Raw genomic sequence first — 14,548 nt, 5'->3', positions numbered from 1 at the left:
GAATCGCCCCCCCAATACTCGCCACCTGTGCCATCGTTCTATCAGAAAAAGCCGGTATCCTTCGCCCCTCGCTTTTACGAGCGACGCCTTCGATCCGCGGCGCTCGCGGTGACCACAGCCAACGGAGCGATCCAACCCTGTGAGCAATCAAGCGACAGAGTCTCTCGCCTTGTACTCGGCCCTGCTAGGGCAGTCTCCCGACGGTGAGCACATGGGCGCCACCGGCGATCTGGGTACCATCGACCTTACGGTGTTGATCGGTAGCGCCGTGGCCACGGTGCTCCTCCTGGTGAAGGTGCTATCGCTTGGGCTCGGCGATCTCGTCCTGGCCACGATCGTTCTGCTGGTCGCCGGCTACGTGGCCGCCGCCGCCGTGTCGGCAGCGCGCGACCCGGCGGGATCAGCTGACTACGTGGACGCCTTGGGTGTTCAGATCAGCGGCGACGAGGCGGTCCTCGCACAGCTCCTCGATGCGGACGCGACCCAACGCGCCGCCGCGCGTATCCGCTTGAGCCAGGAGGCCGAACGGCTGCGCAGCACCTTCGGCCTGCTCGTCGGCCCACTGCACCTGGTGGGCGTGATACCGCTCCTGCTGGCCTTGTACGTACTGCTCGACAAGGGCGCCGGCTTAGGGTGGCCGGCCCTGCTGGGGCTCGGCCTGCTGCTGATGGTCTACGGTGCCGCCTTCGTGGGGCAGCGGGCACTCGTGCGCCTGCATCGCGCGACGCATCTGTTGGACATCGCAGAAGTGATGGCGCGCAAGCGCTGAGACCGCGAGGGGCAGGCAATCGCTTACCGTCCGCTCGCTTCGCTCGGGCGCAGTTCCTACCCTGGCATCGTGGCTACTCGTATCATGGGAACGCAGTCGCCACCCTGAGCGCACACATTGCATCCCATCGACAGCTCCCTGGCGCGACGCTCCAACGTCGCACGTAAGGCCATCGCCTACTCGCTCCAGGGCGCTCGCACCGCGCGCCGCTTGGTTGCCCGCCCGCAGGACTTCGCCCACGCGCCACCGATCGTCGCCAACTCGATCCCGAAGAGTGGTACACACCTACTGCTGCAGATCGCCCGCGCGCTTCCGCGTACGCGCTACTACGGCAGCTTCCTCGCCTGGGCCTCGTCGCTGGACTTGCGCAAACGCCCCGAACGTTCGATCGCCTTCCACTTAGATCGCGTGGTCCCGGGTGAGGCCGTCGGCGCGCACCTGCATTTCAGCGAGGCCACCTCGGCGAAGCTGGAGTCGATCAACGCCCTGCACCTGATGATCGTGCGCGACCACGAGGCGATCATCCGCTCCGAAGCGCACTACTTGAGGCACATGAATCGCTTCCATCGCATGGCCCGGGAGTTTCGGGGGCTGGATGAGCGCGCGGCGCTAGACCGGGTGCGCGACGGATCGCCGCATCACCCGGAGCTGTACCCGTCATTCGAAGAGCGGATCCGACCGTACAAGGGGTGGCGCCAGGACCCCCGCGTAGTAATCGTGCGCTACGAAGATTTTGAGGATCCCGCTGCGCGAGAGCAGACCGTCGCGCGGATCGTGCAGGCCTGGGCGGGTCGCGCGAAAGGCGCAGGCAGCCTCGACCTCGATGCGTGCACCCGGCACGCGCTGGCGTCGATCGCCCCGGAGCGATCGCACACCTACACGGGTGGTCGTGATCAGTGATCGCCTAGACGTTCGCTAATAGCCACCGCGAAGTCGAGAAGGTCACTTAGACGATTGGTGAGCACGTCTCTGACGATCTCGAGATCCACCTCCGCGTAGCCGTGGACGAGCACGTTGCGAAATCCAGCCATCAGCGAAAGCTGGGTGGCGAGGGCCTACTCCAACCAACCACCCTTCGCCAGCAGCAAGGTGTGTTCTACGAATCGGCGCTCCCGAACGCTCGTCTCCAAGTCCTGCGGTCGGGCCTCACGCTGAAGATCAGCGACACAGCTGCGGATGAAGGCGAGGCGCTTGGCGATCAGGTCCCGGTCAGTCATGCACCTACCTCCCGCCGGTAGCGCTGGAGCGTCGGCAACAGATCGAAATACTCGTTACGCGTACGTACTTCGAACGCTATTCGCGCGCTGGCATCCCCCTCGTAGACGAGCACACCGTCTCGTAGCACGCGATGTATCAAGTCGACGGGGGCGCGATGCAGATCGATCACTTGCACTTCGCGAGACAGCAGGGCCGCGAGTTCCGCCTCTAAGCGACCCGGCGGCGCGGCGAGCTTGCCTTCCGGGGCACTTGCGAACCGCACCGCTACATCGACATCGCTATCGGCGCGCATTTCGTCCCGGCCTACGCTACCGAAAACCCAAGCGGCCACGATCCGCGCGTCGAAGCGCCGACAGGCCTCGGCTACGGTCGCAATGATGTCCGATCGGTTCATACGACAAGCGTAGCGCAGGCCGCTGGCGGGTGGCGAGCGCGGTAGGTCTGAGCGGGCGATGCAGCTGCGCTACCTGCAGACGGCGAATGACATCGCTAGAGACAAGAGTTCTACGGGTCTACCCGAGCCTGCGTTCACGGGCAATGGCCGTTGGTGTCGTCCGCGGCCTGCAGCACGTAGCGCACCTTGTACAGAATCGATGGCCTGTAGTGGCCACCGAGGCTCCCCCACAGCGTCCCAAGCTCCTCCAGCGACTGATTCTTGATATCCAGTACCAAGCGCTCGATCGGTGCTGGCAGGTCGGGCGAGGCTTGCTGGTCGAAGACCGGATGACATTGGAAGAAACTCAGCGCCTCTGATAGGTAACGCAAGCCTTGCACGTAGCTCTCGGTGTGAAAGTTGGCTGCGACCATCATGTAGAGGTTCAGTTGCAGGGGCGGCGCTGAGCTGAGCGATAGGCCGCCACCGGCGACGCGTACGGCGGGTGCCGTGCGCGCCGCTGCCTCCTGCTCCAAGTTGACCAGGAACACGGCCAACTTGTTGGCGACGTCCGGCGCGGCGGAGCCGTCCTGCTCGCACAAGTTGGAGACCACCACGAGGTCCTCGTCCGTGGCGAAGGCACTCCGTAGCTGCAGGTTCAGCCGTGCGGCGAGGTGTTCGATAGCGGCGTCTATCATGGGCGTGTTCGCGCCGCGCCAAGCAGCCGAAAGCGGGGCGCCTTCAGGCCTGTCGCGCGCGCCTCCTGTTGTGCCCGACGTGTTCGAAAAGAGACGAAAGGCAGGTGGCTGGTCCCTACCGTGCGGCCGGGGCTCGGCCCTGCGGACAAACGCCTAGGGCATCGACCAGCGCGCAAGGCATCCCCCAACGCGCCGACTCACCCAGACTGCGCCCTTTGGGCGGCGGTCGCAACACCAGGCGCGAAGACGTAGGCGCACCATCAACCCGCGGAGCAAGGGACCGATTGGGCGCACCGGACCTGCCAACGACGACCCACCCCACCCCTCCCAGGCCACCACCAGCGCTATACTCCCCCTCCACCCCCACCCGAGCACGCCCATGACGCTCGTCAGCGTCACCGACGTCCACCTCGAATTCGGCGACACCACCCTCTTCCGCGGCGCGTCCTTCCAGATCGACGACGAAGAGCGCGTGTGTCTCATCGGTCGCAACGGCGCCGGCAAGTCCACGCTGATGAAGCTGGTGCGCGGCACGATGCAGCCGGACAGCGGCGACGTCACCCGCCACCCGGACTGTCGCATCGCGACGCTGGAACAGGACCTGCCGGCCGCACACAACCTGACTGTGCACGACTTTGTGCTCCAGGGACTGGAGGGCCACCGAGCCCTCATCGAGGAGTTCGAGCGACGCTCCGCCGCCGCCGCCGAAGACGCCGAGTCACTCGGGGCGTTGGAAGCGCTCCAGCGCAACATCGAGGCCCACGGCGGCTGGCAGCCCGAGCAGCGCGTGGAGACCATCGCGTCCGAATTGGACCTCCCGATCGACCAGAACATGAACGCCCTGAGCGGCGGCTGGCGCCGCCGGGTCTCCCTGGCCAGGGCCCTGGTCGGCAACCCGGACCTGCTGCTCTTAGACGAGCCCACCAACCACCTCGACCTCTCCACCATCGAGTGGCTGGAAGACCGCATTCGCGGCTTCCGCGGCAGCGTCCTGTTCATCACCCACGACCGCGCCTTCCTGGAGCGCCTTGCCACCCGCATCGTCGAGATCGATCGCGGCTTGCTCAACTCATGGCCTGGCGGCTACCGCAACTTCCTGCGCCAGAAGGAGTCCGCCCTCGAAGCAGAGGCGAAAGAGAGCGAGCTGTTCGAGAAGCGCTTGGGCCAGGAAGAAGCCTGGATCCGCCAGGGCATCAAGGCCAGGCGCACACGCAACGAGGGGCGCGTGCGTGCGCTCAAGGCCATGCGCGAGGAGTACTCCCAGCGCCAGGCCTTCAAGCCGAAGGACAAGGTGCGCATCTCCGTGGAGCAGGCGGACCAGAGCGGGCGCAAGGTGATCACCGCCCGCAACGTGCACTACGCCTACGATGACCATCAGGTGATCGAAGGGCTCAACCTGCAGATCATGCGCGGCGACCGCATCGGCCTCGTCGGCAACAACGGCGTAGGCAAGAGCACCTTGCTCAAGCTCATGCTCGGCGAGATGCAGCCTCAGATGGGCACGGTAAAGCTCGGCACCAACCTCGAGGTGGGCTACTTCGATCAGCTGCGCCGCGACCTCGATGGCGAACGCACGGTGGCGGACATCGTGGGCGATGGCCGCGACTACATCCCCATCAACGGTAAGCAGCGCCACGTGATTGGCTACCTGCGCGGCTTCCTGTTCAGTGCCAAGCGCGCCCAGGAGAAGGTGAAGGTGCTGTCGGGCGGTGAGTGCAACCGCCTGATCCTCGCCCAGCTGTTCACCCGTCCTAGCAACCTGCTGGTGCTCGACGAGCCCACCAACGACCTCGACGTGGAGACCCTCGAGGTGCTCGAGGATCGCCTGGTCGAGTACACGGGCACACTCATCGTGGTGAGCCACGACCGCGAGTTCCTCGACAACGTGGTCACCAGCATCCTGGTCTTCGAGGAGGGCGGCGAGGTCGAGCGCTACGTGGGTGGCTACTCCGATTGGCTCAAGCACGGCCGCCGGCTCGCCGTACGCGATGATGTGAACGCGGACAAGCGTCGCGAACAGGTGGAGGCACAGCGGGCGCGGCCGCGACCCAATCAGAAGCTCAGCTACAAGCTGCAGCGCGAGCTGGACGCCTTGCCCGGGCAGATTGAAGCGCTGGAGACCAAGGTGGAGTCGCTGGAGTCCGACGTTGCCAGCGAGGGCTTCTACGATCAGCCCTTCGAGGAGAAGGTGAAGCCGGCCCTCGACGCGTTGGAAGCAGCGAAGGCTGAGCTCGATACGGCGATCGCGCGGTGGGATGAGCTCGAGACCATGCAGGCGGAGCTGCAGGGCGCGGGATCGGAGTAGCCACCCGCCCGTGGCGTGTGCCGTCGCGCGAGCCGGTCGTGGCCAGAGGTGGCGGCGACGAGGCCACCACCTCTGCGCCGTTGCTAGCGCTTGTTCACCCCCTTGCGGTCGTGGCTGCGTAAGCGGGCGAAGGCCTGGGCAGACTCGTGGGCATCGAACAGCTGCATGGCAGCGCCCTCACACTGCGCCACCGCTTCCTCCCGCAAGCCTCGACCCGACTCGTAGAGCGCGCGCTCAACGGCTGCGGTACACGTCTCGAGCTTGCGCTCAGCGAGGTCCGCTGCGTTCGCGAAGCGTGCGGCTAGCAGGGATTCCTCCCGGCTGACCCGCTCGCTCTGAGCGAACTCGAGGAGCTCACGCGAAGTGTGCTTAGCCGCCACCGTGTAGTCGCGGGCGTTGGCCAGGGGAATCAACAGGTCGGCGTACAGGGGTGCGCTCGGGAGCTCCAACACCTGCACGGTGCCGCGCACGTTCCAGCCCGCACTGAAGGTGGTGAGGGCACCGTGCTCCGCGCCTTCCTCGCCGTCGTCACAGTCGCCCACGATGTGTTCCTGACAGCCAGCATCGAAGGTCAGCTCGTCGGTGACCGGCTCGCAGAACTCCGGCACGATTTCGCACAGCGGGGGCGGCTCATCGGGGGGCTCGATGCCGTCCGGCACTTCGAAGGGGTGGAAGCCCGCTTCGAGGAACTCGATGTCGTCCCAATCGATGAACTGAATCACCAGCTTGACCGCGCCGGCAGGCGGCAGGGAGGTCGGGGTGGCAGGGGTGTGGAAGACGTAGCCATCCTCGCAGTTGTCCCCGTAGGGGCCGGTGAACTCCAACCACTCGTTGGGCACGTGGGGGAGATCGAGGCCGTTGTTGTTCAGGCCGGCCATGAAGTCGTTGCCTGCCACACCGCCTTCGTACCATCCCCACTCGTTCAGGTTGTTGCCCTTGACGCGGAAGCCGCAGGCGCCAGCCGGGAACGGCACAGGTTCACCGGAGGCGGTCCACTCGATGTCGCCAGCGAAGGGCCCGCTGACGAAGATCTCCACCGTGGGGTTGCCGAAGGCCATGGGGTCGATGTCGATGGCCAGGTTGCCGATGCCAGCATCGGCAACATTGCTGGCCAGGGTCAGGGCGAGCGCGGTCGCGCCGAGGCTGTTTCCAATCTTGTTCACTGTCTTCTCCATTCGTAATCGCTCGAGGTTGATGACTCGGCGCACTGATGCACCGAGGCGGGGACCTGCAGCGGTACGAACTCGGCACTCGCTGCGGTCACTCGAACCTGCGCTGGCGATCGACTGCGGAGGTCACGGTCAGGGGATTTTTTTTCGCGTGAGGGAACCGGCACGGAGATGTCGCTGCCTAACGGTTGCGTCGCCCCTACCGTCTGCTAGTGTGGCGCCTGCGGAAGGCGTGAAGACGCCCATCGCCCCCTCCTCGAGAAGCGAATCGGCTGCGCATGAACGACGTCCAACGCAAGCAAATGCTGTTTCAGGGCAAGGGCCTTTCGGCGAGCGTCTGCTACTACACGCCGCACTTGCGCATGGCGAAGCACTGCCACGAGCACCACCAGGTGTCTTGGCTACTCGTGGGGGAGATGCAGGAGTCCGGACGACGCGCAGCGCGCGACGTGTACCGCTTCTCCTGCGGCGTGAAGCCCGCGGGGTTCACCCACGCCAATCACTACGGGCCGTCGGGATCGCTGATCCTCGCCATCAACATCGATCCCGAGATGACGCAGGCGCTCGAGGCGCTACCTCTTTCCGACTGGTGCTGGCGCCTTCCCGAGGATGAGGTGGCGCGGCGGCGCTTCGCCGAGCTGATGCCGCTGCTCGCTGAGCCAACGGCTTGTCGCGAGCAGGTGGTGTGGGATCTGCTCGCCCTCTCCCAGGCGCATCGCGAGGATGCGCAGAGCGTGTCGACGCCGCCCGCATGGTTAGCGAACGTTCGCGATGCTTTGCGTGAGGGCGGTCCCGAGCTGGACATCGCCACCATCGCCCAGGAGACGGGCGTTCATCGCGTACACCTCTCCCGTAGCTTCTCACGCCACTTCGGCACCACCCCCAGCGCCTACCGCTCACGCAGCGCCATGGCCAAGGCGGTCACGGCCCTCGCCGCGGGTCACTCCCTGAGCAGCGCCGCCAGCGAGGCGGGCTTCGCGGATCAGGCGCACCTGCACCGGGTCGTGCGCCGCCAGACGGGGCTCACCCCCGGTGCCCTCAGCCGCCTGGCCCAGCGCGGCAAGGTTACGTCCGTACAATAGATCTCCCTCGCCTCGGGCCACCATCGCGGCGCCGTTACCCGAGCAGCCACATCGAGGGAATCCGATGCTGAAACACGTCATTTTCGTGCTCGCCGTGATCGGGCTGAGCGCCCGGGCGCTCGCCGCCTCTCCCCAGGAGGCCGCGGATCGACTGAACGCCTTCATCGATGACATCCCAGACCTGGGTCCCGGTTTTGCCGCTGTCGTCGTCACCGCCGATGAGGTGCCCCTGAACAAGGTGATGGGCGTGAGGCGCGCGTCGACGGGCGCGCCACTCACGATCGACACCCCTATCTACATCGCCTCCCAGACCAAGGCGTACATGGGACTGCTCGCGGCCGTGCTCGACCAACGCGGCGTGTTACCGCTCGACAGCACCCTGGCGGACTACTGGCCGGCGCTGACCCTACCCGACGGCTTGGCGGCGCAGGACTACACCCTGCGCCAGCTCCTGGTGCACGAGGTGCCGATCCGCGCGGACTTCATCGTCAACACGGAAGCCTACGTAACGCGCATCGACCCCAAGGACTATCCACGTCTGATCCGCGATTACGCCGAGCGCCGCGAAACAGGGTTCGACTACGACAATTTGGGCTACAACATTTACGGCGCCATCTTAGAGACCCACACAGGCAAGACCTGGCAGCAATGGCTGGACGAGGAGGTCTTCGCCCCCCTGAAGCTCACGCGGACCTCGGCGCGCACCTCGGATTTCAGCCTCGACGAGTTGGCCTTCAGCCACCAATGGCAGGGGGAGCAGGGCTGGCACGATGTGCGCCCCAAATACGACGGCATGATGCACTCCGCCGGCGGCATCGTGACGTCCACCGCGGACATGGCGCGCTTCCTCCAACTTCAGCTCACCGGCGGAGGCGATGAGTCCCCCTTCTCCCGTGAGGTGGTGACCCTGGCGCACACATCGTTCATCCAAACGGGCATGGAAGACCGCAAGAACGCCTACGAGCTCGTCTGCAGCGGCTACTCCCTGGGCTGGAATCTGTGCGACTTCGCAAGCCACGAGGTGTTCATCCACGGCGGCGGCTACACGGGCAACCGCACGATGATGGCGTTCTCCAAAGACCTGGGGGTGGGCGTGGCCGCCTTCTCCAACTCGGACAACCAAACGGGATGGTTCACCAGCCGCACCGTCACGATGTTCCTGCAGTTCCTCACGGATCACCCGGACACGGAAAGGATGCGTGCCCTGCGCGTCGAACGTTATCCGCAGCGCGTGGCCCGCCAGCTCACCTACCTGTCCGAGCGAGTCGCCAAGAGCGAGGGGGATCCGCAGTGGCAAGGATGGCAGTGGTCACCCAACGCGCAGACCTTGGGTGAGTACGCCGGTCGCTATCGCACGGGCGAGAAGTACCTGGAGTGGACCGTCGGGGTGCGCAGCCAGCTGATCGCCGACTGGGGAGATATCTCCATGCCCCTGGAACCCGCGGCGCCAGATCTTTTCGCTACCCGGTCGAGTCCGCTCGAGGCCTGGTCCCCGGTGCGCTTCTTGCGCGACGACGAGGGCGAGGTGATAGGACTTCAACGAGACGGTCACGAGTACCGCAAGGTGCGCGCTGCCTCGGCGGTCTCGAGCACTTTGCGCGAACACGACTAAGCCTACGGGTTGCACGGTACCGCGCAGGCGGTACCCTGCAAGGAGGTTTCCCAGGCGAGCGCGCGATGAACCTCCATCACCTACGATTGCTCCTGCTGGGCGTCCTCGCCCTTGGGCTGGGCGCCTGTTCGTCCGACGCCCAAACCCTGCGCGTCGACGACGGCTACCTCACGCCGGAGCAAGCCAAAGCCATCCAGGACGGCTGGCCCAAGGAAACCCGCCAGCAGCTGATCGACCACGTCTACAGCAACCGCTTCAACCGCCGTATCCGCCCCTGCGGTGAGGACCCGGCGCTCGCCGACGTGCCCGCGGCCAAACTCTCGGGCAAGGGCTTCAAGCTTCCCCGCCGCCATGGCGACGACCTCAGCTGCGCCCTCGTCGAGGCAGGGATCTACCTGCTCCGCGAGCGCGGGCGTTCTGGGACGGACTTCGTGACCCTGGTGGGCGTTGCCGACGGTGAGCAGGTGCTGGAGATCGAGGTGCAACGCGACGAGGACGGCGTGGTGCAGCAGGTGTACGGCCTGCACGCCCCAGAGATCGGCCGCTTGCTGCTACGCCCTCGCCCTGATGGCGCCCCGGGCATCGGCCGCTTTGGGAAGAAGGTGGAACGCGAGGTGTCCGCGAAGCAGAGCCTCGACGCCCTACGCGCCCTGCTCGGCGAGGCCGAGTTCGATCTCTCCCCCGTGGGCTTTGGCTTAGCCCCCGACGAGACCGATCCCAAGGACGAACCCGGCTGCGCCGAGACGGGCAAATGCCCCGTGTTGGCCTGCGGGCCCGCACCTTCGGACCAAGCGATCCTTCGCCAGGCTTTGTTCTCCGCGAAGGACAAGCAAGAGATCGTGTGCCCCACCCTCGCCCGTTGGCAGACGGAACGCCATCGCATCTCCTCGCCGTCCGATGCCGTGGTCCGACGCGCGCTGGTCATCGCCGCCATCTCGCGCGCGCCAGAATCGGATACACGACGCGACGGCACGCGCATCGTGACCGAGCACAGCAACTCCGGCACGCGCTTCGTGGCGTTCAGCGAACTGCTGCCGGGGGTAGTGACCACGCCCGTGCTCAGCCACACCGTGCGCAAGGTGCAGGTGATCGGGTGCGAAGGCGACAAGCGACGCCAACGCTGCAGCGCGAAGGTGGCGCTGGAAGTGTTCTCGCGCGCCGTGAACATGCCGAAGAACATGCCGCAAACGGCGCTGATCGAGTCGCTGGGCTTTCCATCGCGCAGCTTCGAGAAGACGCTGACCTTCGAATTCGATCGCCGCAACGCGCGGTGGGAGCTACGCGACGCTGACCGCGTCGCAGATGAGCTGTTCGATCTGCAGGATGCGCGTATCACCAAAACCGTTAGCGACTACCTGCTGGAGAAGCTGCGCGCGATGCCGCGCTAGGGCGCATGACTGGGAGCAGCCGCAAGCCACCACTCGGCGATGCCGAAGGCCCCGGCGCCTACGACCGTCAGGATTCGTCACCGCTGCGCGCGTGGGCCGATGAGCAGTACGCCGTGGCCATTGAGGACCCGGCAGCCCTTTCGCACACCGGCTACATCGAACTCGTGCCCGATCACCTGCGAGACAGAACCTGCTGGAACGGGGCTGCCCTGTACTACACCCCTCCCACCTTCGACCTGCTCTCCCCGCTACTCGACGCCCTCGACAGCTACACGCCCTATTCGTTTCTTCACTACGGTACGGCCGTGTTCGAGGCCTTCACCGCGCGGCTGGAGACGCTTGCGCAGAACCTACAGGACGCCGCCGACGACACCCAGGTGGACAACTACTGGTTCTCCCTCTCAGCGGCCAATGTAGATCAAGCCTTCGAAGCGGACTTCAACGGCACGCGGAAGCGACTGCTCGACCTCACGCAAACGTCTGCGCGCCGCCTGCGCGCGTGGCGCGCAAACTCGCCAGAGGACGGGCTCCACGTACTCGGCCTATGAGCGATCAGGCGCCGACCGCCGGCGCCTCGGCGAAGGGCAAATGACCGACCTTCGTCCACACGCGAGCCCCGTGCGCGCCCGCCACCGCTGACAACCGACGACCTATCGGTAGCCGTAGCCAGGAGTGCTGGCGCAAGCGATCGCGAGACTCGTCGAAGCCGCCCTCGAGAACGAGGAACTCCCCGCCGCCGGGCAGATCGAGAGTCACCTCCTGGCCCGGCGCCCACGTCTCCACCCGCACCGATTCGCGCGCATCCTCGAACAGGGGCATCACTGACACGCCCTGTCGATCCCGGGCCTCGACGCTCGCCATCTTGTTCATGTCGATCATCACGGGCGTGCGATCCGCGGGATCGAACTGCCAGAGCTTGACGAAGATCACACAGCCCGGCGCGGAGCCCGGGGTGTGACGGGAGGTCGGCGGATTGCGCACGTAGGCACCCGCAGGAAAATCCCCGTGTTCGTCCTGGAACACACCGTCCAGCACGATGAACTCCTCGCCACCCCCGTGCGCATGGGGGCTGAAGTGACTGCCGGGCGCGTAGCGCACGATGGTGGTGGCGCGGGCCACCTCATCGCCGATGCGATCGAGCATGCGACGGTCCACCCCCGCCATGGGCGAGGGCTGCCACGACAACTCGTCCGCGTGCAGCAGCACACGCTGGGAGAAATCGGCGTTGAGTTCCACGGGGACTTCCTCCTTCCCTGATGCCTTCGATCAGCCGGCGATGCTGGGACGCGACGCCACGCGATCACGCCAGGCACGCAGGTTGTTGAGCTCCTCCGGAATCTCCACCTTCGCGAAATCAGCGAAGGCGAGGCCCGCGAAGGCGGTGATGTCGGCCACGGTGAAGCTATCGCCGGCGAGGTACGGCTGGTCTTCCAGCACACCGTCGAGGTAGCGCATCGTGTCCTGCGCCACCTGCTTGCGCTTCTGGCCCCAGTCCTGATTCTGGTAGGTCTCGAGATCGGGACCCAAGCCCGGCGTGGCGTGGTGGAAGTAGGCACCCACCGCGTCCATCAGGCCGGCCTCGGCGCGCAGATTCATCATCTGGGTGACCGCGCGCTGCTTCGGCGTCTCGCCGAACAGCGATGGGCCATCGAAGTGACCGTCGATGTACTCCGTGATGGCGGTGCACTGGGAGATGCATGTGCCGCACTCGAGCTCGGCGTAGGGCACGGTGGCATCGGGGTTGCGGGCGCGGAAGGCGTCGGTGCGGTGCTCACCGTTCATGAGGTCCACCGGGACGAACTCCACCTGCTCCGTGGCGCCCTTCTCCGCAAGGGCGATGCGCACGCGGGCCGGGTTGGGGAAACCTTCTACATCGTAGATCTTCATGGGGGTACTCCTTGGGTGAATGCTATCTACCTACTAGATGGTAGAGAAGATGCCCAAGGGTTGCAAGCAGACCTGCGCGCCCCGACCTCGGTCCCTCCTAGCCCATTGATTCGATGAACACTCTCAGGAATCCTAGAGCCACATGGACACCAAGACTCAGCTCCTCGACGCCGCGGAGCGCGCGGCCCGCGAACGGGGCTACGACGGCTTCAGCTACGCCGATCTGGCGGCGAGCGTGGGCATCAAGAAGGCCAGCATCCACTACCACTTCCCCACCAAGGCGGATCTGGCGATGGCGCTGGTGACCCGCTATCGCGAGGCCAACCAGGCGTTCCGCGATGAGGTAGACGGGTCTGCCTTGGACCCCGGGGATAAGCTGAGCCGCTACGTGGCCCACTACCGCCAGGCGCTGGGCGAGGGCGGCATGCTGTGTTTGTGCGTGTCCCTCGCCTTGAGCCCCGACCGACTCAGCGAACAGGTGCGCGAGTCCCTGAACGCCTTTCACGGCGAGAGCATCGATTGGCTGGAGGCGGTGATCCAGGACGCGATCTCGCTGGGCAACCTGCCGGACGCGAGTGACCCGCGAGAAGAGGCGAGCGCCCTGCTGGCGCTGGTCGAGGGCGCGCAACTGCACGGCCGCGCGTCAGGAAGGGTGGAGGACTTCGATCGGGCGACCAACCTGTTCGTCGCCCGCCTGCGCGGTAAGGCGCACTAGCGTCCGTCCAAAAAAAGGTGGGCAACGCGCGACCCCGACCGGGGAAGGGCCACGCGCTACCCGTGGGGCCTTAGATGCCGCCGGCGCTCCCGCCGACCAACCAGAAGGTGAGCGCTTCCGCGAAGCCGCTCTCGTCGTCGGGGCGGTAGGCGGCGAGCTCCTGCATCGTGAAACAGTCCATGCCGAGCCGGGTGCCGATCTCGAATCGGCGACGGCACTGATTGCGCGGGAAATAACGGCTGTTCCGCTTGTGGATCGTGGGCGTGTGCACCAGCAGCTGCATCGCCTCCCCCTCGACCTGAGCCGGGATGTAGCGGGCCTCCACCAGACGCGCGAAGGCGCCATCCACGGGAAATTCTTCCGCCTCGATACCGTCCAGCACGCCCACGCCGTTGACCAGTCCGTCGTTGCCCACGCGCACGGAGGCGCCGAAGGCGAACGCCGTGGCGTTCTTGCACGCTCGGGCCTTGCCCGCGGCGCAGTACTCGCTAGCCACCAAACGGTCGTACCAGGTGCCCGTGTCGTCGATGATCTCCTGCGGAGCGTAGTAGGCATCGCCGTAGCGGGCGGTGTAGAGCCCTGCGTTCGGGTACACCCCCACGCCACAATCACCATCGGCGTCACAGCTCACCAGCGCGCGAACCGGCATCGACACCGCCACGCGCTCGCCGTCCACCTGCGCGGGGCGAAAGCGCGCGCGCTCCAGGCGGAGGAGAATCTCGTTGCGTAGCCAGGCGCGAAGGCGCTCGGAGCCGCCGTGCTGCGCACACTTGCGCGCACTCACCTCGCCGCCCCGACTCACCAGCACCTGGCAGACGATCTTCGAGGACTCATCGCGGGGGCGGAAGTCGTCTGGGAAGCGGAACTGCGACGACACGGGCACCTTGCCGTGCTCCGGCGATGCCGGCACCACGGCCTCTCCCGTCAAACGCGCCGGCACGATCTCGTCCGCATTGGCCACCGCACCGGTGATGCCGATCAGGGTCGCCAAGGCCACCAGGTAAACACGGCGGCTGGCGGGAGTGAACACTAGCGGCTTCCTACGCACTGTTCGTGCACCTCGAGCATGTCGTTGAGTTGTGTATTCTGAACCATGAGTGCTACAGAAGTTGCACACCGTATGAAGATGTTAGCGAAGGTATACGAAGAAATTATCGAAGTGCGATGAGTTCAGGCGTTAGACGCTCAGGAATCCCCAGTTCTTGGCCCCCGCCTGTCCGGACATTGGACGGCCGGGCGCACGTGTCGCGATTCCCCTACCGTGTCCGTACCTAATAGCGGCAGAATATCGGTACGCGAACAACAAGCAGGCCACACCAGCGATTCAAGGAA

15 protein-coding genes and 1 pseudogene are annotated in these 14,548 nt (G+C 65.8%); 8 read left to right on the top strand and 8 right to left on the bottom strand.

The annotated features are described in order from the left end of the window. The first annotated feature begins 139 nt into the window (after positions 1 to 139). Positions 140 to 769: a hypothetical protein gene (locus AAF184_04540; GenBank protein MEO0421577.1), complete on the top strand. Its 630-nt coding sequence runs from the start codon at positions 140 to 142 to the stop codon at positions 767 to 769. A gap of 117 nt (positions 770 to 886) precedes the next feature. Next, the gene (locus tag AAF184_04535) at positions 887 to 1,669 is read left to right on the top strand and encodes a hypothetical protein (protein MEO0421576.1); all 783 of its coding nucleotides are present in this window, start codon (positions 887 to 889) and stop codon (positions 1,667 to 1,669) included. Here the strand turns inward: AAF184_04535 and AAF184_04530 are convergent. From AAF184_04530 to AAF184_04515, 4 genes and pseudogenes are all read right to left on the bottom strand, one after another. Further along, a pseudogene (locus AAF184_04530) lies at positions 1,663 to 1,806 on the bottom strand (HepT-like ribonuclease domain-containing protein). The gene AAF184_04535 and the pseudogene AAF184_04530 sit on opposite strands and share 7 nt — an antisense overlap. Positions 1,807 to 1,824: 18 nt before the next feature. Next, positions 1,825 to 1,986, bottom strand: coding sequence for a hypothetical protein (locus tag AAF184_04525; protein ID MEO0421575.1), 162 nt, complete (start codon positions 1,984 to 1,986; stop codon positions 1,825 to 1,827). Next, positions 1,983 to 2,381 carry a nucleotidyltransferase domain-containing protein gene (locus AAF184_04520; GenBank protein MEO0421574.1) on the bottom strand — a complete coding sequence of 133 codons (399 nt, stop codon included), beginning with the start codon at positions 2,379 to 2,381 and terminating at the stop codon, positions 1,983 to 1,985. Before AAF184_04520 ends, AAF184_04525 begins: the two co-directional genes overlap by 4 nt. Positions 2,382 to 2,515: 134 nt before the next feature. After that, a complete protein-coding gene (locus AAF184_04515) occupies positions 2,516 to 3,058 on the bottom strand; it encodes a DUF4255 domain-containing protein (GenBank protein MEO0421573.1) in 543 nt (180 codons plus the stop codon). A 379-nt stretch (positions 3,059 to 3,437) separates the two neighbouring features. On the opposite strand from AAF184_04515, the gene AAF184_04510 reads away from it, so the two are divergent. Then, complete coding sequence (locus AAF184_04510; GenBank protein ID MEO0421572.1) at positions 3,438 to 5,363, top strand: ATP-binding cassette domain-containing protein; 1,926 nt, start codon at positions 3,438 to 3,440, stop codon at positions 5,361 to 5,363. Positions 5,364 to 5,446: 83 nt separating this feature from the next. Here the strand turns inward: AAF184_04510 and AAF184_04505 are convergent, their stop codons facing one another. Then, complete coding sequence (locus tag AAF184_04505; protein ID MEO0421571.1) at positions 5,447 to 6,526, bottom strand: hypothetical protein; 1,080 nt, start codon at positions 6,524 to 6,526, stop codon at positions 5,447 to 5,449. Between the two features lie 284 nt (positions 6,527 to 6,810). On the opposite strand from AAF184_04505, the gene AAF184_04500 reads away from it, so the two are divergent. From AAF184_04500 to AAF184_04485, 4 genes are all read left to right on the top strand, one after another. Further along, positions 6,811 to 7,614, top strand: a complete 804-nt coding sequence (locus AAF184_04500) for an AraC family transcriptional regulator (protein MEO0421570.1) — start codon at positions 6,811 to 6,813, stop codon at positions 7,612 to 7,614. Positions 7,615 to 7,678: 64 nt separating this feature from the next. Next, positions 7,679 to 9,226 carry a serine hydrolase domain-containing protein gene (locus AAF184_04495; GenBank protein MEO0421569.1) on the top strand — a complete coding sequence of 516 codons (1,548 nt, stop codon included), beginning with the start codon at positions 7,679 to 7,681 and terminating at the stop codon, positions 9,224 to 9,226. A gap of 65 nt (positions 9,227 to 9,291) precedes the next feature. Beyond that, on the top strand, positions 9,292 to 10,614 hold the full coding sequence (locus AAF184_04490) for a hypothetical protein (GenBank protein MEO0421568.1): 1,323 nt from the start codon (positions 9,292 to 9,294) through the stop codon (positions 10,612 to 10,614). Between the two features lie 5 nt (positions 10,615 to 10,619). Further along, positions 10,620 to 11,162: a hypothetical protein gene (locus tag AAF184_04485; protein ID MEO0421567.1), complete on the top strand. Its 543-nt coding sequence runs from the start codon at positions 10,620 to 10,622 to the stop codon at positions 11,160 to 11,162. A gap of 4 nt (positions 11,163 to 11,166) precedes the next feature. Here the strand turns inward: AAF184_04485 and AAF184_04480 are convergent, their stop codons facing one another. Together AAF184_04480 and AAF184_04475 are read right to left on the bottom strand one after the other, a co-directional pair. Next, positions 11,167 to 11,850 (bottom strand): cupin domain-containing protein, encoded by a 684-nt coding sequence (locus tag AAF184_04480; protein MEO0421566.1) that lies wholly within the window; start codon positions 11,848 to 11,850, stop codon positions 11,167 to 11,169. A 30-nt stretch (positions 11,851 to 11,880) separates the two neighbouring features. Further along, complete coding sequence (locus AAF184_04475; GenBank protein ID MEO0421565.1) at positions 11,881 to 12,501, bottom strand: glutathione S-transferase; 621 nt, start codon at positions 12,499 to 12,501, stop codon at positions 11,881 to 11,883. Between the two features lie 142 nt (positions 12,502 to 12,643). Here AAF184_04475 and AAF184_04470 point away from each other — a divergent pair, with 142 nt between their 5' ends. Continuing rightward, positions 12,644 to 13,216 carry a TetR/AcrR family transcriptional regulator gene (locus tag AAF184_04470; GenBank protein MEO0421564.1) on the top strand — a complete coding sequence of 191 codons (573 nt, stop codon included), beginning with the start codon at positions 12,644 to 12,646 and terminating at the stop codon, positions 13,214 to 13,216. Positions 13,217 to 13,286: 70 nt separating this feature from the next. Here the strand turns inward: AAF184_04470 and AAF184_04465 are convergent, their stop codons facing one another. Further along, a complete protein-coding gene (locus AAF184_04465) occupies positions 13,287 to 14,246 on the bottom strand; it encodes a hypothetical protein (protein MEO0421563.1) in 960 nt (319 codons plus the stop codon). Positions 14,247 to 14,548: the final 302 nt, after the last annotated feature.

It is taken from the genome of Pseudomonadota bacterium (assembly GCA_039815145.1).
In the GTDB taxonomy this organism is placed as follows: domain Bacteria; phylum Pseudomonadota; class Gammaproteobacteria; order Steroidobacterales; family JBCBZW01; genus JBCBZW01.
Note: the sequence above shows the minus strand (reverse complement) of the source record. Positions and strands in the feature narration are given on the sequence as shown.